19 protein-coding genes are annotated in these 18500 nt (G+C 66.7%); 8 read left to right on the forward strand and 11 right to left on the reverse strand.

Going from position 1 to position 18500, the window contains the following annotated elements; all coding sequences use genetic code 11:
- Nucleotides 1-150: 150 nt before the first annotated feature.
- The gene (locus GV161_RS16060) at nt 151-1113 is read right to left on the reverse strand and encodes an enoyl-CoA hydratase-related protein (RefSeq protein WP_152016642.1); all 963 of its coding nucleotides are present in this window, start codon (nt 1111-1113) and stop codon (nt 151-153) included.
- A 508-nt stretch (nt 1114-1621) separates the two neighbouring features.
- Here GV161_RS16060 and GV161_RS30935 point away from each other — a divergent pair.
- From GV161_RS30935 to GV161_RS16085, 6 genes are all read left to right on the forward strand, one after another.
- Nucleotides 1622-1786, forward strand: coding sequence for a hypothetical protein (locus tag GV161_RS30935; RefSeq protein ID WP_193219584.1), 165 nt, complete (start codon nt 1622-1624; stop codon nt 1784-1786).
- 52 nt (nt 1787-1838) lie between these two features.
- Nucleotides 1839-3128: a UDP-N-acetylglucosamine 1-carboxyvinyltransferase gene (gene murA / locus GV161_RS16065; RefSeq protein ID WP_152016643.1), complete on the forward strand. Its 1290-nt coding sequence runs from the start codon at nt 1839-1841 to the stop codon at nt 3126-3128.
- A gap of 96 nt (nt 3129-3224) precedes the next feature.
- Complete coding sequence (locus GV161_RS16070) at nt 3225-3665, forward strand: DUF2948 family protein (protein ID WP_152016644.1); 441 nt, start codon at nt 3225-3227, stop codon at nt 3663-3665.
- Between the two features lie 26 nt (nt 3666-3691).
- Complete coding sequence (gene hisD / locus GV161_RS16075) at nt 3692-4984, forward strand: histidinol dehydrogenase (RefSeq protein WP_152016645.1); 1293 nt, start codon at nt 3692-3694, stop codon at nt 4982-4984.
- A gap of 46 nt (nt 4985-5030) precedes the next feature.
- Nucleotides 5031-5504 (forward strand): UPF0262 family protein, encoded by a 474-nt coding sequence (locus GV161_RS16080; protein ID WP_152016646.1) that lies wholly within the window; start codon nt 5031-5033, stop codon nt 5502-5504.
- Between the two features lie 46 nt (nt 5505-5550).
- On the forward strand, nt 5551-5958 hold the full coding sequence (locus GV161_RS16085) for a low molecular weight phosphatase family protein (RefSeq protein WP_152016647.1): 408 nt from the start codon (nt 5551-5553) through the stop codon (nt 5956-5958).
- A gap of 3 nt (nt 5959-5961) precedes the next feature.
- On the opposite strand, the gene GV161_RS16090 is transcribed toward GV161_RS16085, so the two are convergent.
- Nucleotides 5962-7641 (reverse strand): pilus assembly protein TadG-related protein, encoded by a 1680-nt coding sequence (locus GV161_RS16090; RefSeq protein WP_152016648.1) that lies wholly within the window; start codon nt 7639-7641, stop codon nt 5962-5964.
- 34 nt (nt 7642-7675) lie between these two features.
- A complete protein-coding gene (locus tag GV161_RS16095) occupies nt 7676-8104 on the reverse strand; it encodes a TadE/TadG family type IV pilus assembly protein (RefSeq protein WP_152016649.1) in 429 nt (142 codons plus the stop codon).
- 371 nt (nt 8105-8475) lie between these two features.
- On the opposite strand from GV161_RS16095, the gene GV161_RS16100 reads away from it, so the two are divergent.
- Nucleotides 8476-8649, forward strand: coding sequence for a hypothetical protein (locus tag GV161_RS16100; protein ID WP_159650273.1), 174 nt, complete (start codon nt 8476-8478; stop codon nt 8647-8649).
- Nucleotides 8646-10103, forward strand: a complete 1458-nt coding sequence (locus tag GV161_RS16105; protein ID WP_152016650.1) for a methyl-accepting chemotaxis protein — start codon at nt 8646-8648, stop codon at nt 10101-10103. The genes GV161_RS16100 and GV161_RS16105 overlap by 4 nt, the downstream gene beginning before the upstream one ends.
- Here the strand turns inward: GV161_RS16105 and GV161_RS16110 are convergent, their stop codons facing one another.
- From GV161_RS16110 to GV161_RS16145, 8 genes are all read right to left on the reverse strand, one after another.
- Complete coding sequence (locus tag GV161_RS16110) at nt 10104-11321, reverse strand: phosphopentomutase (RefSeq protein WP_152016651.1); 1218 nt, start codon at nt 11319-11321, stop codon at nt 10104-10106. It abuts the gene before it with no gap.
- On the reverse strand, nt 11321-12949 hold the full coding sequence (locus GV161_RS16115; RefSeq protein ID WP_152016652.1) for an ABC transporter ATP-binding protein: 1629 nt from the start codon (nt 12947-12949) through the stop codon (nt 11321-11323). Before GV161_RS16115 ends, GV161_RS16110 begins: the two co-directional genes overlap by 1 nt.
- Nucleotides 12946-14052 carry an ABC transporter permease gene (locus GV161_RS16120; RefSeq protein ID WP_152017485.1) on the reverse strand — a complete coding sequence of 369 codons (1107 nt, stop codon included), beginning with the start codon at nt 14050-14052 and terminating at the stop codon, nt 12946-12948. Before GV161_RS16120 ends, GV161_RS16115 begins: the two co-directional genes overlap by 4 nt.
- Before the next feature lie 70 nt (nt 14053-14122).
- Nucleotides 14123-15214: a microcin C ABC transporter permease YejB gene (locus GV161_RS16125; RefSeq protein ID WP_152016653.1), complete on the reverse strand. Its 1092-nt coding sequence runs from the start codon at nt 15212-15214 to the stop codon at nt 14123-14125.
- Nucleotides 15208-15447: a hypothetical protein gene (locus GV161_RS16130; protein WP_152016654.1), complete on the reverse strand. Its 240-nt coding sequence runs from the start codon at nt 15445-15447 to the stop codon at nt 15208-15210. The genes GV161_RS16125 and GV161_RS16130 overlap by 7 nt, the downstream gene beginning before the upstream one ends.
- On the reverse strand, nt 15444-15734 hold the full coding sequence (locus GV161_RS16135) for a nucleotidyltransferase family protein (protein ID WP_152016655.1): 291 nt from the start codon (nt 15732-15734) through the stop codon (nt 15444-15446). The genes GV161_RS16130 and GV161_RS16135 overlap by 4 nt, the downstream gene beginning before the upstream one ends.
- Before the next feature lie 48 nt (nt 15735-15782).
- A complete protein-coding gene (locus GV161_RS16140) occupies nt 15783-17651 on the reverse strand; it encodes an extracellular solute-binding protein (RefSeq protein ID WP_152016656.1) in 1869 nt (622 codons plus the stop codon).
- A gap of 291 nt (nt 17652-17942) precedes the next feature.
- Nucleotides 17943-18488, reverse strand: a complete 546-nt coding sequence (locus tag GV161_RS16145; RefSeq protein ID WP_152016657.1) for a cytochrome c family protein — start codon at nt 18486-18488, stop codon at nt 17943-17945.
- Nucleotides 18489-18500: the final 12 nt, after the last annotated feature.

The following is an 18500-nucleotide window of genomic DNA, read 5'->3' on the forward strand; positions in this document are numbered from 1 at the left end:
CGGTCACTGGAGAGGCGGGTGTACGACCCCTTCCTTTGCCGCATCATCTAACGGCTTTAAGAGGGAAAGGTAAAAGTTTCATGAGGGTTACGCGGCGGAGTCGCACGATCGACGCGAACGCCGACCGTGCCCGGGCTTTCCTTTGTCCGCTCAGGCGGCGCCGGCGCGGGCGAACGCCTCCTCGGGGCCGCGCTGGTAGACGCGGGCCAGCATGCGGTCCTGCGTCTGGGCGATGCGCTGCAGCTTGGAGATCGCGCTCGGGTGCAGGCGCAGCATGCAGTCGGTCCAGAGCTGGCCGAGATATTCGAGCTCCTCGCGCAGATTGCCGGCGCGGCGGTTGAAGGCCGAGAACAGGGCGGTGCGGGCTGCGTGGATCGGCAGCGAGTCGGAGGCGTATTTGCGGATCCAGTCCTCGCCCGTGCCGGTCGGCACCACCGCTTCCAGCCCGCCGGCCGCCAGGAACTCGGCCGCGCTCATCTCCTCGCCCGATTGCAGCATGTGCTCGGCGGCGCGCGGGCCCATCCGGCGCGACAGCACGCCGACGGCGGTGATCGGGAAATGGTTGAACTTGATCTCGGGGTAGACGAACGAGGCCTGCTCCTCGGCGATCATGACGTTGCATGAGCGCGGCGCATCGATGCCGCCGCCGATCGCCTTGGCATGGATCGTCGACAGCGTAACGGCCATGCCGTTGAGGCCGCTGGCATTGCGCAGCGCGCCCTCGACCGAGAGCCGGGCATATTCCGCCAGGGCCGGGCGGTCGTTCTTGGCGAGGCAGTCGAGATAGAAGTCGAGATCGCCGCCGAGAGTGAAGAACGGCCCGGTGCCGCGGAAGGCGAGGAAGCGCACCGGCGCGTTATGGTATTGCTCGGGCGCGCCCCAGAGATCGATGATCGCCTGCTGCACCTTGCCGAGGCTTTCGAGCAGTTGCAGCGTGAAGACCGGCTTCAGCTCCGGCTTGATGGTGACCCAGAGCAGGCGCAGCTCCTGCTCGTAGGCGAGCTGGACCTCCGGCAGGAAGCCGGCGTGACGGCGGATCGTCTCGATCACCTCTCCGTCGGCGAGCTCGGCAGCGGCCTGGCCGCCCACCGTCGGTGCATAGCTCTGAAACATCGTGTCGTCTCCGCCTAGTCCCGCACCCCTCGACGCCGCCGAGGGTAGAGAAAGTTAATAATCTGTAAACGCAAACTGCCGGAAATGGTTAATTTCGTTAGGCTTTATTCGTTAGTGCCGAAGTCGGCTCACGGTCTGAAAACGCATCCATCGGTTGCCCTGCCGTTGCCGCTGTCGTTGCCGTCGATGCACGCAATGGGCGTGCCAGCATAACACTCGTCGGTCAGGGTTGCCGAGATAATAAAAATTTTACCAATCGCAGCAGGACCTTGCGGCCTCTCCCGGCCGGAGCGGCGCAGCCTGTCGATCGGGTGGGCCGATGCGGCTGCAGGCCGCCTTGGAGCAGGGCTGTTTCATCGGGAGACCGGCGACGCCGCAGTTGTGCCGCAATCGACCGTGCAAGGAATGTTGTGCCGCCGCCCTGGTCTTGTCCGGGGCGGGTTGAGCGGCTAACCATGAACCAACGCCCGCCGCCGCAGGGTTGCGGGCATTCCGACGAGCTGACGCCTTGAGCCGCCAGACCGAAGCCGAGGATGAGAGAAGGGCGCGCCTCGCCGCCGCCCTCCGCGAGAACCTGAAGCGCCGCAAGGCGCAGGCAAGGGCCCGGCGCGCCTCGGACACGGCGGCCGAGGACACGCTACCGCCCGCCCAGGCCGAACCTCCCCGGTCCTGATCCCACCCTTTCCGGCCGGCGCCTCCGCCGGCTGTCCTGCAGGACGAGCCCGATGGACCGTATCCGCATCACCGGCGGCCAGCGCCTCAATGGCGTGATCCCGATTTCCGGCGCGAAGAACGCGGCCCTGCCGCTGATGATCGCGAGCCTCCTTACCGACGAGACGCTGACATTGACCAATGTCCCGCGGCTCTCTGACGTCAGCGCGCTCTCGCGCATCCTCTCCAATCAGGGCGTCGACCGCTCGGTCGCCGGCAAGCGCATCGGCCAGAGCGCCGAAACCGGCCAGACCGTCGCGCTGACCGCGCGCCAGATCGTCGACACCTGCGCGCCCTACGAGCTGGTCTCGACCATGCGGGCGAGCTTCTGGGTGATTGCGCCGATCCTGGCCCGCATGGGCGAGGCCAAGGTCTCGCTGCCCGGCGGCTGCGCCATCGGCACGCGCCCGGTCGACCTCCTGCTGATGGCGCTGGAGCGCCTCGGCGCCACCATCACCATCGAGGGCGGTTACGCGCTGGCACGGGCTCCGAAGGGGCTGAAGGGCGCCGAGATCGTCTTCCCGAAGGTCACGGTCGGCGGCACCCATACCGCGCTGATGGCCGCTGTCCTCGCCGACGGCACCACGGTGATCGAGAACGCGGCGCGTGAGCCCGAGGTGGTCGATCTCGCCGTTTGCCTCGAGAAGATGGGCGCCAAGATCGAGGGCGCCGGCACCTCTACCATCACCATCCGCGGTGTCTCGCGCCTTGGCGGCGCGCATCATGCCGTGTTGCCGGATCGGATCGAGACCGGCACCTATGCCATGGCGGTGGCGATGGCCGGCGGCGACGTCCTGCTCGAAGGCGCGCGTGCCGATCTGCTGCAGGCAGCGCTGGATGTGATCAGTCAGGCCGGCGTCGACGTCTCCGAGACCAATGAGGGCATCCGCGTCCGCCGCAATGGCGCCGCGCTCGAGCCGGTCGATGTCACCACCGACCCGTTCCCGGGCTTCCCGACTGATCTCCAGGCCCAGCTCATGGCGCTGATGACCAAGGCCAAAGGCACCTCGCGCATCCGCGAGACCATCTTCGAGAACCGCTTCATGCACGTGCAGGAGCTCGCCCGGCTCGGCGCCAAGATCCGGCTCGACGGCGATGCGGCCTATGTCGACGGCGTCGAGAAGCTCACTGGCGCCCCGGTTATGGCGACCGATCTGCGCGCCTCGGTCTCGCTCGTGATCGGCGGCCTCGTCGCCGAGGGCGAGACGATGATCAACCGCGTCTACCATCTCGACCGCGGTTTCGAGGCGCTCGAGGCCAAGCTCAGCCGCTGCGGCGCCCAGGTCGAGCGCATCAGCGGTTGACGATAGGCAACGTCGCCGCCAGATAGGGCCGAGAGCATTTTCGAGCGCGGTGGACACCGGTTCGCGCGAAGAAAATGCGATGAGGTAAGAGTCTACATGTCCGATCTCGCCGCTGAGCCGCTGAAACTGATCGCCCTGGACGCCGACGATCTGTCGGTGATCTCGGCGCATCTGCAGGACGCGGTGCTGAAGCGCGGCGACATCGCCTATCGGCCCGCCGAGAAACGTTTTGCCCTGGCGCTGCGTCGTTTCGATTGGGAAGGCGCGGCACAAGGGCAAAAGCGCCGGCGGCTCGCCGCTCTCCATTTCGAACGGGTGACGGCCGCGCGCAGCAGCAAGGTCGCGGCTGGTGATGTGGTGCTCAGTCTGCTCGCCGTCACCTTCGTTGAGACCGACGGCCCTGCCGGGCAGGTGACCCTGCATTTCTCCGACGGAGCCGCCATCCGCCTCGATGTCGAGTGCATCGAGGCGCAGATGAAGGATCTCGGCCCGATCTGGGAAGCGGTCGCGACGCCGGCCCACCCGGACGCCGGCTGAACCACACCTGCGGTCAGGATAGCACCATGCCGATCAGGCTTGACGCACGCGATGCCGGTTTCGAGCGGGAGTTCTTTACCCTGCTCGCGATGAAGCGCGAGGTTTCCGAGGATGTCGATCAGGTCGCGGCCGCGATCATCGCCGATGTCCGCGCCCGTGGCGATGCGGCGCTGATCGACTACACCGAGCGCTTCGACAAGCTCTCCCTGACGCCGCAGACCCTGCGTGTGACGCAAAGCGAGATCGAGGCGGCGCAGTCGGCCTGCACGCGCGAGCAACTCGCCGCGCTGGAGACGGCGCGCGCCCGGATCGAGGCTTATCACCTGCGTCAGAAGCCGGCCGATTCCTGGTCCCGCGATGCGCTTGGCGTCGAGAGCGGCTGGCGCTGGAGCGCGGTCGAGGCGGTCGGCCTCTACGTACCGGGCGGCACGGCGAGCTATCCGTCTTCCGTGCTGATGAACGCGGTGCCGGCCAAGGTCGCCGGGGTCGAGCGCCTCGTCATGGTCGCGCCGACTCCGCGTGGCGAAGGCAATCCGCTGGTGCTCGCCGCGGCGAAGCTCGCCGGCATCGACGAGATCTACAGGATCGGCGGGGCGCAGGCCGTGGCCGGGCTCGCCTATGGCACCGCGACGATCGCGCCGGTCGCCAAGATCGTCGGCCCCGGCAACGCCTATGTCGCTGCGGCCAAGCGCCGTGTCTTCGGCACTGTCGGCATCGACATGATCGCCGGCCCCTCCGAGGTGCTGGTCCTGGCCGATGCCGACGCCAATCCCGACTGGATCGCCGCCGACCTGCTCGCCCAGGCCGAGCACGACACCGCCGCCCAGTCGATCCTGATCACCGACGACGCCGCGCTGGCTGACGCGGTCGAGCGCGCGGTCGAAGGCCAGCTCCGCACCCTGCCGCGTGCCGAGATCGCAGGCGCAAGCTGGCGCGACTTCGGCGCGGTCATCCTGGTCGAGACGCTCGCCAGCGCGATCCCTCTGGTCGACCGGCTGGCGCCGGAGCATCTCGAGATCATCGCCGCCGATGCCGAAGGGCTGGCGGGGCGTATCCGCAATGCCGGCGCGATCTTCCTCGGCGGGCACACGCCCGAGGCGATTGGCGACTATGTCGGCGGCTCGAACCATGTCCTGCCGACAGCGCGCTCGGCCCGCTTCTCCTCCGGGCTCGGCGTCCTCGATTTCATGAAGCGCACCTCGCTGCTGAAATGCGATCCCGAGTCGTTGCGGGCGCTTGCCGGCGCCGCGACGGAGCTCGCTGAAGCTGAGGGCTTGCAGGCGCATGCGCGTTCCGTGACGATCCGACTCAACGGCTGACGGCAGGCTGGCGATTCTGCGCCTGCACGGAGCTGGCGGAGGGGATATGTCGGAACGCAGCCATCTGGTCGCCGTCACGCTCGACGAAGCCTCGCTCGGGCGCGGCAGCGCCGACCAGGAGCATGAGCGGGCCGTTGCGATCTACGACCTGATCGAGCGCAACCACTTCGCCCTGCCGGAGTTCGATGGCGGCCCCTATGCCGTCCATCTCGCTTTGGTCGAGCGGCGCCTCGCCTTCGAGGTCAGGAGCGCCGAGGGAGCGGCGCTCGTCACCCATCATCTTTCGCTGACGCCGTTCAAGCGCATCATCAAGGACTACGAGCTGGTCTGCGACAGCTATTACGCGGCCATCCGCACGGCGACGCCCGCCCAGATCGAGGCGATCGACATGGGCCGTCGCGGCCTGCACGACGAGGCCGCGGTTCTGCTGGTCGAGCGGCTGTCGAACAAGGTCGAGATCGACAACGAGACGGCCCGACGCCTGTTCACCCTGATTTACGCGCTGCACTGGAAGGGCTGAACGCTTGGAGTCGCCCGTACCGCGCAAGCTCCAGAGCGTACTGTTCATGTGCGCTTACAACGCGGTGCGCTCGCCCATGGCGGAGGCGCTGGCCAAGCACTTCTTCGGCAAGTCGATCTATGTCCAGTCCGCCGCCGGCAAGCGCAAGGGCGAGCTCGACCCTTTCGCGCTGTCGGTCCTTGACGAGATCGGCATCGACGCGCACAAGCACAAGCCGAAGACGGTCGAGGAGCTGGAGGAATGGGAGGGGCTCAATTTCGACCTGATCGTCTCGCTCTCGCCCGAGGCGCACCACAAGGCGCTGGAACTCACCCGCACCCTCGCCGCCGAGGTCGAGTACTGGCCGACCCCGGACCCGACCATCATCCAGGGCTCCCGCGAACAGGTGCTCGACGCCTATCGCGCCGTGCGCGACGGGCTGATGCAGAGGATCAAGGTGCGGCTGCGGTCCTGAACCCTACTGGATCAGGACCGCGCCGCCGCAGCGCACGCCGCTGACCCAGCTGTCGGCCTGGCCGAGGCCGATGCCGAGCGTGTTGAGCAGGCTCGTCAGCACCTGGTCGAGCGGGGCGGCCGCGCCGGCGATGACGCCGGAAACGGCGCCGTCGAGTCCGGGGATGGGAAGACCCAGCCCCAGCAGCTCGACGCGCAGGTTGAGATCCCCGACCAGTCGTGACAGCAGGCTTGCGACGAAGTTCTGCGTCGAGGTCGTCTTCTTGTCGGCTCGCTGGATCTCGGCATAGCTGAAGCTGACCGGGGTCTCGCTGGTGTTGCTGATCGTGACATGCGCCCGAGCCGTCACCTTGGCGAGACCGAGCAGGTCGAGCACCGTTGCAGCCGGTGGATTCGGCCGTGTGCTGAAATTGCTGAACTCGGCATTGGAGACCTGCCCGATCCAGGCATCCACGACGGCCGGCGTCACGCCGAGCGTCACGCGCGAGCTGGTGACGTCGCCGGCGCCGCAGGAGATCGCGGTCAGACGAGCTGTCGCGGAAGCGAGCTCCAGATAGAGCGGCAACTTGACCAGCGAGGCCTGGCCGCTGCCGACCAGGGTGAGCGTGAGCAGCAGGCGTATCTGGGCAGTGTGGACGCTCGCTCCGGCGCGGCCGACCCGGACGAGGCTGGTCCCGACCGGCCGTTCGCCGATGGCGAGCTTGAGCGAGACTGCCGCGAGGCCGGGCACGTTGACCGCGAGGCCGAGATCGAGCTGGCGTGAGCCATTGGCAATCTGGGCCGCGGCCGAGATCAGGTCGAGCGCCGCCAGCGAGGCCTTGAGCGGTACCTCGTCACCCAGCTGCCGGCCGCCGTAGACGCCGAACGAGACGAGGCTCTGCAGGTTGATGCGCTGGCTCGAGCCGCCGAGGGCGCTGGAGAGACGCCCCAGTGCCGCGATTGCATCGCTGCCGGCTCCCTGATCGCGAGCCGCATCCTGGGCGGCCAGAACGATGTCGCCGATGCGGACATTGGCACGGAGGACCTCCTCGAAGGTCAAGGCGGAGATCGAGGCACGCGTCGCCAGCCGGCGGGCGAAGCCGAACAGGTCGATCCGCGCTCGCGCCAGCCCCTCATAGTCCATCACCGACAGTGACAGGCTCGTGCCGAGCAGGCTGCCGAGCAGGCCGTTGAGCGCGCCGTTCTCAACGCGGAGCAGCCGCGAGCCGATGGCGAAGGCTGCCTGCGCATCCTGCGCGGCGATGGCCTGCGTCACGATGGCGACCTCGCCGCTCTCGCCGCCCAGGCTGGAGGCCAGGACGCGGCCGAGGATCAACGGCGTGGTCGCTCGCATCTCGACCCGGGCCGCGTTGGCCGCGGGTCCCGAGCCTTGTTGGAAGCGCGTTGTCGGAGCCAGTCGTGCATCGGGCGTATAGGTGCCCGTCTGGACCGTACCGACGGCGCCGGCCGGAAAGCCGTTGCGGCTCGCGCTGGCCCGGGCTGCGTTCGTGGCACGCTCGAGATCAGCGGCGGCAGCGAGCGCCGCGAGATCGGTCGCGGTCTGCTGCCGGCGCTTCTGGTAGAAGATGCTCCCGACATCGACGGCCATCGCACCGAACCCGAACAGGACCAGGGAGGTGCCGGCGAAGACGATGGTCGAGAGGCCACGGCGGTCGGCCAGGAGCTTCCGGAACGAGCGGATCATGAGGGCCTCCTGTCCGGTCGGTTCGGGGATCGCATCAGTAGCCGCCGCGCTGGACGACGGCGCGGCGCTCGACGACCGGCATCGGCAGCGCAACCATCGAGCTGAGCCGGTTGAAGACGCTGTCCGAGTAGTCATAGACGACCGTGACCTCGAAGCTTGGCGCCGGGGCGCCCAGCGCGGTTGTCCGGATGGTCAGCTTGCTCGGTTCGAGGAAAGCGTAGGAGCCGATGTTGCGGGTGATGAAGGAGCGGGCCAGCCGCTCGCGCTCGGCATCGTCGAGGCCGGCGACGGATGCCCGTGCTGCTTCCGCGGCAAGCTGCTGCACGCCGTGGTAGACGCCGAAAGCGTGGCCGTAGCCGATGATCCCGAACAGCAGCATCAGCAGGATGGGAGCGATGAAGGCGAACTCGACCGCCGTGCTGGCCGATTGGTCGGTTCCGAACGCAAGAGGACTATGGCGCATGGCGTGCTGCTCATCATTTTAACAACTATAAGTTGTATAGATGAGCAATTGACGAAACGTAAAAGTTGTACTCTCGACCTGTTCCAGATCGTGAGGCTCGCGCAGGCGCTTAACAGAAATTTAAGAGACGCAGATCAGGAACATTGCTGAAGGCAACGTTGCGTTAGCCATGCTGAGAGCCGAGGATGAGCCCCGTCGCGATATCGACCGCATCCCGTTTTCGGCTCCGGCAATGGCGTGACATCGGCCTGATCGCAGGTTTGGCACTCTGCTCCGGCCTCTTGGCCCTCGCGAGCCTGCCCGGGCCCGTCGCGGGGCCGCCCGCTCCGCTGGCTGCTATCTTTCCGCCTTGGGTCGGGGGCGAAGAGGCCGTGGCGCGCAGCCTGGCGACCGGCGCCAGGATCCTGCGGCAGGGGAGCGTCCCCTTCGTCGTCGTTCTCGCGCCGGAGACGACAGCAAGACCCGTCGGAGCCCTGCTGATGCTGCGCCTCGACGGCCTTGCCGGCTGCATCATCTCACCCGAGGCCGAAGCGAGCCGCTCATGACATTGACTTTGCCCGGCTTGCGGGACCTGGTTGCGCGCTGCCTCCTCGGCCTTGCCTTCCTCCATGCCCCGCTGCTCGCACTGGCGTCTCTGGCCCAGGCCGGCGACGGCCTGATACCCGGGCTCAGCGCGCTGATGCTCGCGCTCGCGGCACTGATCGCCTATCGCAGTGCCGGGGCCACGCTGATCGCGCAATTCGCCATCGCGATTGCCCTGATCGGCCAGGTCTCGATCCTGGTCGCGGTCTTCTCCGGGCATCCCTGGCAGCCCGACATGCATATGTATTACTTCGCTGTGCTGGCGCTGCTCGCCGGCTTCTGCGATTGGCGGCCGATCATCCTCGGCGCTGCGCTCACGGCGGCGCATCACCTGGTCCTGCAATTCGTCCTGCCTGCTGCCGTCTTCTACCAGGGCGGCAACCTGCTGCGGGTGCTGCTGCACGCGGTGATCGTGGTGGTCGAGACCGCCTTCCTCGCGGTGATCGCGTTGATGACCGCGCGCATCTTCGCGCAGACCGAGGCCAACCTGCACCGCGCCGAGGAGGTTGCCGAGCGCGAGCGTCTGGCGGGTGAACGCGAACGGGCGCTCGCCGATGATGCGGAGGCCCGGGCCCGGCGCCTGCGCGCCATGGTGGAGAACTTCCGCGACGAGATGGATGGCGCCATGGCCATTCTCGACAACGCGTCGGAGGCGATGCAGGTCGATGCCCGCGGTCTCACTGGCGCGTCCGAACGGGCGCGGCAGCAGATCGCGTCCGTTTCGCGCAATTCGAACGAGATGACGACCAGTATCGAACAGACGGCGGCAGCCAGCCAGGAACTCGCCTCTTCGATCGCTGAGATCGGCCGCAACGTCTCGCAGACCGCCGACAGCTCGCAGTCGGCGGCAAGGTTGGCGCGTGCTGCCAGCACCGAGATCGAGGCGCTGGCGCGCACCGGCGAAAGCGTCGGTGCGGTCGTCGAGATCATTCGCGGCATCGCAGCGCAGACCAGCATGCTGGCTTTGAACGCGACGATCGAGGCGGCCCGCGCCGGCGCCATGGGCAAGGGCTTTGCCGTCGTCGCCAGCGAGGTGAAGACGCTCTCGGCCCAGACCGCGAGCGCAACCGACGAGGTCGCGCGCTCGATCGAGGCGATCCAGACCGCCTCGCAACGCTCGCTCAAGTCGATCCGCGAGATCGTCGCGGCGATCGGCGAGGTCGAGACGGTCTCGGTCGCGATCGCCTATGCGGTCGGCGAGCAGGATCGCGCCACGGCAGAGATCGCCAAGGAGGTCCAGATTTCCTCCGACGGCGTCAGTCGCAGTGCCCAGAGCCTGCAGAGCTTCGAGACGGTGACGGAGCGCACCTATGCCGCTGCCGACAGCCTGCAGAGCTCTTCCAGCGATCTGGCGACGCAGGCCCAGCGCATCCGCCGCGAAGTCGCCGAGTTCTGCGAGCGCGTCGCGGCAGCCTGACTACCAGGCGCGGCCGGGGCCGGTCGCACCAAGCTTCAGCCAATCTCCGAGCGTCGCCGCGATGTCGGCGAAGCTCTCGCGGCGGCCAAGCAAACCGGCCGACACATCCGGCCCGAAGGCCAGGATCGGCACATGCTCGCGCGTATGGTCGGAGCCGGGCCAGCTCGGATCGTTGCCATGGTCGGCGGTGATGACGGCAAGGTCGCCCGGCAGCAGCAGGGCCTCCAGCCTGGGCAGTTCGCGATCGAAGGCTTCGAGCGCCGCCGCATAGCCGGGTATGTCGCGGCGATGGCCATATTCGGTGTCGAAATCGACGAGGTTGACGAAGCAGAAGCCGCCATCGGGCAGGCGCTCGAACGCTTCCAGCGCCGCCGCGAACATGGCGGCGTTACCGAAGGGCTTGATCTCCTCGCCGGTGTTGCGATGGGCGAAGATGTCGCCGATCTTGCCGACGGTGACGATCGGCCGGCCCTTGGCCGCCATCCGGTCGAGGATGGTCTCGTCCGGCGGCGGGATCGCGAAGTCCTTGCGGTTGCCGGTCCGGGTGAAGCCAGTCTCGGTCGTGCCGACGAAAGGCCGGGCGATGACGCGGCCGATCCGCAGCGGGTCGACCAGCACCCGGACCTTCTTGCAGAGCGCATAGAGCCGTTCCAGGCCGAAATGCTCCTCATGCGCCGCGATCTGCAGTACCGAGTCGACCGAGGTGTAGCAGATCGGCTTGCCGGTCCTGATATGCTCCTCGGCCAGTTCGTCGATCACTGCCGTGCCCGAGGCATGCTTGTTGCCAAGGATGCCGGGCAGGGCGCCCTCGCGGATGATCGCCGCAATGAGATTGGGCGGGAAGGTGTTCTCCAGCGCGGTGAAATAGCCCCATTTGAACGGCACCGGACAGCCGGCGATCTCCCAATGGCCCGATGGCGTGTCCTTGCCCTGGCTGATCTCGACGCCATAGCCGTATCGCCCCTGCGGTGCCTCTGGCCGCGCCACGCCGGCGAGCGGCTTGCCGGTCGAGGCCTCGCAGGCATGGCTGAGGCCGAGCCGCGCGAGATTGGGGATGTGGAGCGGTCCGCTGCGCAGGCCGTCGCGGTCGCCGCGCCCCTCCGCGCAGGCTTCAGCGATATGGCCGAGCGTATCGGAACCTTCGTCGCCATAGGCGACCGCATCCTCGGCGCCGCCGCAGCCGACGGAATCGAGCACGATCAGGATGGCGCGCGCCATCAGTCGCGCACCGCGGCGCTGTTCGCCGGCTCGAGGTTGAGGGCGGCCGCGAGCAGCGCCTGCGTATAGGCCTCGCGCGGACGCTGGAAGATCTCCTCCGCCGGCCCTTCCTCGACCACCTTGCCGTTCTGCATCACCACCACCCGGTGCGACAGCGCCCTGACCACCTTGAGGTCGTGGCTGATGAACAGATAGCCGAGCTTGCGCCGGGTCTGCAGCCCGCGCAGCAGGTCGACGATCTGTGCCTGCACGGACATGTCGAGCGCCGAGGTCGGCTCGTCGAGCACGACGAATTTCGGGTCGAGCGCCATGGCGCGTGCGATGGCGATGCGCTGGCGCTGGCCGCCGGAGAATTCGTGCGGATAGCGGTCCATGGTCGCAGGATCCAGCCCGACATCGGCGAGCGCCTGTGCCACAATCTCGCGCAGGCGCAGATAGCTCAGGCCCTTCTGCTGGACTGTCAGACCTTCGGCGACGATGTCGGCAACCGACATGCGCGGCGAGAGCGAGCCGTAAGGGTCCTGGAAGACGACCTGGAGATTCCGGCGCTTCGGCCGGATTGCCTTGCTCTTCAGCCCGTCGATGCGGTCGCCGAGGAAGACGATCGGCCCTTCCGAGGAGATCAGCCTGAGGATGGCGAGGCCGAGCGTGGTTTTCCCCGAGCCGGATTCGCCGACGATGCCGAGCGTCTCGCCCTCGCGCACCTTGACCGAAATGCCGTCGACCGCCTTCACATGACTGGTCGTGCGGCGCAGCAGCCCGGTCTTGATCGGGAACCAGACCTTGACCGGCCCCGCCTCCAGCAGGATCGGCGCGCCCTCCGGCACCGGCTCCGGCCGGCCCTTCGGCTCGGCAGCGAGCAGGCGCTGCGTATAGGCGTGCTGGGGATTGCCGAAGATCTCGGCGACCGGCCCGTGCTCGACGATCTTGCCTTTCAGCATGACACAGACCCGGTCGGCAATGCGCCGGACGATGCCGAGATCGTGGGTGATGAACAGGATCGCCATGCCGAGCCGCGCTTGCAGCTCCTTCAGCAGCGTCAGGATCTGCGCCTGCACGGTGACGTCGAGCGCCGTTGTCGGCTCGTCGGCGATCAGAAGGTCGGGCTCGTTGGCGAGCGCCATCGCGATCATCACGCGCTGGCGCTGGCCGCCGGAGAGCTGGTGCGGATAGGCGTCGAGCCGACTCGCCGCATCGCGGATGCCGACAAGGTTGAGCAGTTCGAGCGTGCGGGCGCGCGCCTTCTCGCCGCGCAGGCCCTTGTGCAGTTCGAGGATTTCGCCGATCTGCCGCGCGATGGTTTGCAGCGGGTTGAGCGAGGTCATCGGCTCCTGGAACACCATGGTGATGTCGTTGCCGCGGACCTTGCGCATGGCGTCTTCGTCGGCCGCGATCAGGTCCTGGCCATTGAACAGCACCTTGCCCGTCGGATGATGAGCTGCCGGATAGTTCAGGAGCTTCAGGATCGACAGCGCCGAGACCGACTTGCCCGAGCCGGATTCGCCGACCAGCGCCAGCGTCTCGCCCTTGGCGATCTCGAACGAGACCTTGTCGACCGCGAGCGTCTCCTGCCCGCCCTGGCGGAAGGCGACGGAGAGGTCCTGGACGGAGAGGAGGGGAGCGGTCACGCGAAGGTCTTCCTCGGGTCGAAGGCGTCGCGGACGGCTTCGCCGATGAAGATCAGCAGCGAGAGCATCAGCGCGATCACGAAGAAGCCGGAGAGGCCGAGCCAGGGCGCCTGCAGGTTCGCCTTGCCCTGCGCCAGCAGTTCTCCGAGCGAGGGCGAGCCGGGCGGCAGGCCGAAGCCGAGGAAGTCGAGCGAGGTCAGGGTGGTGATCGAGCCGTTGAGGATGAAGGGCAGGAAGGTCAGCGTCGCCACCATGGCGTTGGGGAGCAGGTGCTTGACCATGATCGCCCGGTTGGAAAGGCCGAGCGCACGGGCGGCGCGGACATATTCGAAGTTGCGCGCCCGCAGGAACTCGGCGCGGACCACGCCGACCAGCGCCACCCAGGAGAACAAGAGGAGGATGCCGAGCAGCACGAAGAAGCTGGGCGTGATGATCGCGGCGACGATGATCAGCAGATAAAGCGCGGGAATCGAAGTCCAGATCTCGATGACGCGTTGGAAGATCAGGTCGGTCCAGCCGCCGAAATAGCCCTGGATCGCCCCGGCGGCGATTCCGATCACCGAGGAGATCGAGGCCAGGATCAAACCGAACAGAATCGATATCCGGAAACCGTAGATCAGGCGCGCGACCACGTCGCGGCCCTGGTCGTCGGTGCCGAGCCAGTTCCATTCGAGCTCGCGGCAGGTCATGCCGCCGGTGCGCTCGGCGATCGGCCGGCACTGCTCGTCCTTGAGCATCCAGGTCGGCGGGGCAGGGGCCGGCACCGGCAGGTCGAGATTATGGGTGCGGTAGGAGTAGCGGATCAGCGGCCACAAGGCCCAGCCATTCGCGGCGATCTCCCGGGCAATGGTCGGGTCGCGGTAATCGGTGGTGGCGAGGAAGCCGCCGAACTTCTCCTCGGGATAGTTCACCGCGACCGGGAACAGAGTCTCGCCCTTGTAGCGGACGATCAGTGGCCGGTCGTTGGCGATGAACTCGGCGAAGAGCGAGAGGACGAACAGCGTCAGGAAGATCCAGAACGACCACCAGCCGCGCTTGTTGGCCTTGAAGCTGTCGAGCCGGCGCCGGTTGATCGGCGAGAGCTTGAGCCAGCCCTGCTTCATCTGCGGGGGCGCGGCGACGGGCTCGGCGGAGCGCAAGGCCGGCGGAGGGGCGAGAAGCGTGTCGCTCACCTCAGGCCTCCCGCGATTCGAAGTCGATGCGCGGATCGACCCAGGCATAGGTCAGGTCGGTGATCAGGTGCACGAGGAGGCCGATCAGCGAGAAGATGTAGAGATTGGCGAAGACGACGGGATAGTCGCGGTTGACGATCGCCTCGAAGGACAGGAGGCCGAGCCCGTCGAGCGAGAAGATCGTCTCGATCAAGAGCGAGCCGGCGAACAGCGCATGCACGAAGGCGCCGGGAAAGCCGGCGATTACGATCAGCATGGCGTTGCGGAAGACATGGCCATAGAGCACGCCGCGCTCGGACAACCCCTTCATCCGCGCCGTCAGCACGTATTGCTTCCGGATCTCGTCGAGGAAGGAGTTCTTGGTCAGCAGCGTCGAGGTCGCGAAGGCGCCAAGCGCCATCGCCAGCACCGGCAGGGCGATGTGCCAGAAATAGTCGCCGATCTTCCCTATCAGGCTGAGCTGCGCCCAGTTCTCCGAGGTCAGGCCGCGCAAGGGGAAGATCTGCCAGAACGAGCCGCCGGCGAAGAGCACAATCAGGAGGATCGCGAACAGGAAGCTCGGGATCGCATAGCCGACGATCACGACCGCGCTGGTCCAGGTGTCGAAGCGCGAGCCGTCCTTGACCGCCTTGCGGATGCCGAGCGGGATCGAGATCGCATAGGAGAGCAGGGTCATCCACAGGCCGAGCGTGATCGAGACCGGCAGCTTCTCCTTGATCAGCTGCAGCACCGGGGCGTCGCGAAAATAGCTGCGGCCGAAATCGAAGGTGGCATAATCCTTCAGCATCTTCAGGAAGCGCTCATGCGCCGGTTTGTCGAAGCCGAACTGCTTCTCCAGCTCCTTGATGAAGGCGGGGTCGAGCCCCTGCGCGCCGCGATAGGCCGAGCCTGAATCCATCGCCTGTGCGCCGGCATCGCCGCCGGAGCCGCCGCCGACGCGTTCGGCCGCGCCGCTGTTGGGATTGTTGAGCTGTGAGATGATCCGCTCGACCGGCCCGCCCGGGGCGAACTGCACGATGACGAAGGAGATCAGCAGGATGCCGAACAGGGTCGGCACCATCAGCGCCAGACGCCGGGCGATGTAGTTCAGCATGAGCGGCAGATGCTGGAGACAAGGGTGGGAAATTGCAACGTGGAAAGGGGCGAATCTGGTTGCCGCGTGATGATGATCATGGCTTCTCCTCGGCGGCGGCAATGACCTCCGGCAAGCGCGCGACGATCGGCCATGAAGTCGGCTTTCTCCATGCCGTCGATATAAACGCCCGACTTCCGCGCTGCATCGAACATATGTCGCAAATAGTCAGCCAGCCTCTGATGGCGATTCATACCGGCCGCGCCTCGGCCAGCACGTGATTGCGGAAGCTGGGCGGCAGATCTTCGGCGGTCAGGACATCCACGTTGACGCCGAGCAATTCCTCCAGTGCAACCTGCAGACCGCCGATGTCGAACAGGGTGGCCCCTGGCAGAGGGTCGATCAGTATGTCCAGATCGCTGCCCTGTCGATCCGTGCCGTGCAGGACGGAACCGAAGACGCGAGGATTGCTGGCCCGGAAACGGCCCATCGCTTCGCGCACCGCGTCGCGGTTCAGAGCAAGGGCTGTCGATGGCTTCATGACGGCTTCTACTCGCTTCGATGTCTACGCGTAACGCTCCGCAATCGCTTATGCCTTCCCGATCCGCTTGGCCTTTTCGGGATCGTACCACCATGTCCCTGGCGCGCCGGAGCTGAATTTCGGCTTGGTCTGCGGGCGCTCGTACATGTCCCAATAGGCCAGCCACTCGCTGGCGTTCCACCACATCGGGATCCAGTAGCGCCCGGCCCGCAGCAGCCGGTCGAGACATTTGGCGGCGACGACCACGTCGGCATAGCTCTTGGCTTGGCCGATTGCCTCGATCATCGCGTCGATCGCCGGATCAGCGATGCCGCCGACATTGCGCGAGCCGCGCGTCTTGGCCGCTTCCGAGCCGTAGATCACGCGCATCGTGTCGCTCGGGATCGAGCTGCCGGTCATCGCCCGGCTGATCACGTCGAAGTCGAACTCGTCGAGCCGGCGCTGGTACTGGGCGCCGTCGACGATGCGCGAGGTCGCGTTGATGCCGAGCCGCTTGAGATTGGCCTGGAAGGGCTGGGTATGCGGCTGCAGGGCGGGGGTCGAGTCGAGGAACTCGATCTCAAAGGGCTGGCCGTTCGGCAGCTTCAGCACATTGCCGTCGCGCTTGCAGCCGGCGGCGCGCAACATCTCGTCGGCGCGGCGCAGCAGGGCACGATCGCTGCCCGAACCGTCCGAGACCGGCGGCAGGAAAGGCTCGCCGAAGACCTCGTCGGGTACCTTTCCGCGGAACGGCTCCAGCAGCTTCAGCTCTTCCGGAGAGGGTTTTCCGACCGCCTTCGAATCCGAGTTCTCGAAATAGGAGGTCGCCCGCGAGAAGGACGAGAACATGATGTTCTTGTTGGTCCACTCGAAGTCGAAGGCGAGGCCGAGCGCCTCGCGGATGCGCGGGTCGGCGAATTTCTCGCGGCGTAGATTGTAGATCCAGCCCTGGCTGCCGATCGGCTCGGTCTTCGGCAGGGCTTCCTTCTTGACCTTGCCTTCGTGGATGGCCGGGAAGTCGTAGCCCGTCGCCCAGATCCGCGAGGTGAATTCCTCCTGGAAGGTGATGACGCCACTCTTGAAGGCTTCGAACGCGACCTGGCGATCGCGGAAATACTCCCAGCGGACGCGGTCGAAATTGTTCTGGCCGATAGTCACCGGCAGGTCTTTCGCCCAGTAGTCCGGCACCCGGTCGAACTCGATGAAGCGGCCCTGTTCGAACTTGCCGACCTTGTAGGCGCCCGAGCCGAGCGGCGGCTCCAGTGTCGAGGCCTCGAAATTGCGGGTCGACCAGTATTTCTCCGAGAACACCGGCAGGCCGGCGACGACGAGATGCAGGTCGCGGCTGCGCTTCGGCGTGAGCTTGACCACGAGGATGTCGTCGCTTTCGGCGACTGCCGATTCCATTTCGCCAAGGATCAGCCGGTAGGTCGGGTGACCCTTGCTCTTCAGCAGGTTGAACGAGAAGGCGGCGTCGCCGGCGGTGACCCGTGAGCCGTCATGGAACTTCGCCTCCGGCCGCAGGCGGAAGCGATAGGTCAACTTGTCCTGGGAGACCACGACGCTCCTGGCGATCAGTCCGTAGAGCGCGCCGGGTTCGTCGCCAGAGCCGGCCATCAGGCTGTCGAAGCAGGCATCCATACCGGCCGCGCCGTCGCCCTGCAGCACATAGGTGTTCAGCGTGTTGAAGGTGTCGAAGCTCTGATTGCCGCCGGCACGCTTGATCTGGATGGTGATCGAACCGCCTTTCGGCGCCTTCGGGTTCACATAGGTGAAATGCGGGAAGTCCGGCGGCAGTGCCAGCTCGCCGAAGGTCGAGAGGCCATGGGCCTCGTTCTCCTGCGCCAGCACCGTCGTGAGCGAGGCCGGCAGTGCGGCCGCGCCTGCGAGCGCGCCGCCGGCTTCGAGCAGCCTGCGGCGAGTGATCCGGATCGCCATGCGATACCCCTTGCGATTCGTCGTCCGATTATGTCGTTGCGCCAGAGCAGGATGCGAAAAAGTGGGAACCGGTTTTTCGCATTGATCCTGCTCTAACTCCTAGATGAGAGACGGATTCAGCTTTCATACGCAATCGCCCGGCGATTTCGTATGAAAGCATCCGGCTCTCGCTAAAGCCAGAGCAACCGGCATTCACAGCGATGGTGACGGCAATTGCATGGCGCCGACAAGCAAAAGCCGGGCTTTCGGCCCGGCTCATGACGTCACATCGGCGCGAGACGCGCTGCCAAATCAGGGCTTCGGCAGCGGCTTCGGCGAATCGGCGAGGCTGTTGAGATAGGCGACCACATCGGCGCGGGCCTCGGGCCGGGCGATGCCGGCGAAGGCCATGGCAGTGCCGGGGACGTAGGCCTTCGGGTTCTTCAGGAAGTGGTCGAGCGCGTCGGCGTCCCAGCTCTTGTCGTTGCGGCCTTTCATGGCGGCCGAATAGCCGAAGCCGGCGACCGAGCCCTCGCTGCGACCGTAGACGTCATAGAGATGCGGGCCGACCTTGTTGGCGCCGCCCTTCTCGAAGGTGTGGCAGGCCTTGCAGGCACCGACGGCCTTCTCACCCTTGGCAACGTCGGCCTTGGCGAGGCGCACCGCGATCGGCTCCTCGACCGCAGCCGCCGGGGCGCCCGCGCCACCCGCAGCCGCCGGCTCGAGGCTCGGCAGGTCATAGCCCGGGACAGCCGGCTTCTTCGGGGCGAAGACGATGCCGGCGCCCATGTTCAGGGCCATCACGACGAGCAGGGTCGACAGACCCGCGCCAGCGATCTTGTTCAGTTCGATATTCATCGTCTCTCACAA

This window comes from Bosea sp. 29B (assembly GCF_902506165.1).
Lineage (GTDB): Bacteria > Pseudomonadota > Alphaproteobacteria > Rhizobiales > Beijerinckiaceae > Allobosea.

Bases quoted from the DNA above. Each gene is read 5' to 3' on its own strand.
- GV161_RS16095 (WP_152016649.1), bottom strand. From the start codon at position 8,104: ATGCGCCATAGTCCTCTTGCGTTCGGAACCGACCAATCGGCCAGCACG.
- hisD (WP_152016645.1), top strand. From the start codon at position 3,692: ATGCCGATCAGGCTTGACGCACGCGATGCCGGTTTCGAGCGGGAGTTC.
- GV161_RS16140 (WP_152016656.1), bottom strand. From the start codon at position 17,651: ATGGCGATCCGGATCACTCGCCGCAGGCTGCTCGAAGCCGGCGGCGCG.
- GV161_RS16070 (WP_152016644.1), top strand. From the start codon at position 3,225: ATGTCCGATCTCGCCGCTGAGCCGCTGAAACTGATCGCCCTGGACGCC.
- GV161_RS16110 (WP_152016651.1), bottom strand. From the start codon at position 11,321: ATGGCGCGCGCCATCCTGATCGTGCTCGATTCCGTCGGCTGCGGCGGC.
- GV161_RS16060 (WP_152016642.1), bottom strand. From the start codon at position 1,113: ATGTTTCAGAGCTATGCACCGACGGTGGGCGGCCAGGCCGCTGCCGAG.
- murA (WP_152016643.1), top strand. From the start codon at position 1,839: ATGGACCGTATCCGCATCACCGGCGGCCAGCGCCTCAATGGCGTGATC.
- GV161_RS16085 (WP_152016647.1), top strand. From the start codon at position 5,551: ATGTGCGCTTACAACGCGGTGCGCTCGCCCATGGCGGAGGCGCTGGCC.
- GV161_RS16090 (WP_152016648.1), bottom strand. From the start codon at position 7,641: ATGATCCGCTCGTTCCGGAAGCTCCTGGCCGACCGCCGTGGCCTCTCG.
- GV161_RS16130 (WP_152016654.1), bottom strand. From the start codon at position 15,447: ATGAATCGCCATCAGAGGCTGGCTGACTATTTGCGACATATGTTCGAT.
- GV161_RS16120 (WP_152017485.1), bottom strand. From the start codon at position 14,052: ATGAAGCAGGGCTGGCTCAAGCTCTCGCCGATCAACCGGCGCCGGCTC.
- GV161_RS16125 (WP_152016653.1), bottom strand. From the start codon at position 15,214: ATGCTGAACTACATCGCCCGGCGTCTGGCGCTGATGGTGCCGACCCTG.
- GV161_RS16135 (WP_152016655.1), bottom strand. From the start codon at position 15,734: ATGAAGCCATCGACAGCCCTTGCTCTGAACCGCGACGCGGTGCGCGAA.
- GV161_RS16105 (WP_152016650.1), top strand. From the start codon at position 8,646: ATGACATTGACTTTGCCCGGCTTGCGGGACCTGGTTGCGCGCTGCCTC.
- GV161_RS16080 (WP_152016646.1), top strand. From the start codon at position 5,031: ATGTCGGAACGCAGCCATCTGGTCGCCGTCACGCTCGACGAAGCCTCG.
- GV161_RS16145 (WP_152016657.1), bottom strand. From the start codon at position 18,488: ATGAATATCGAACTGAACAAGATCGCTGGCGCGGGTCTGTCGACCCTG.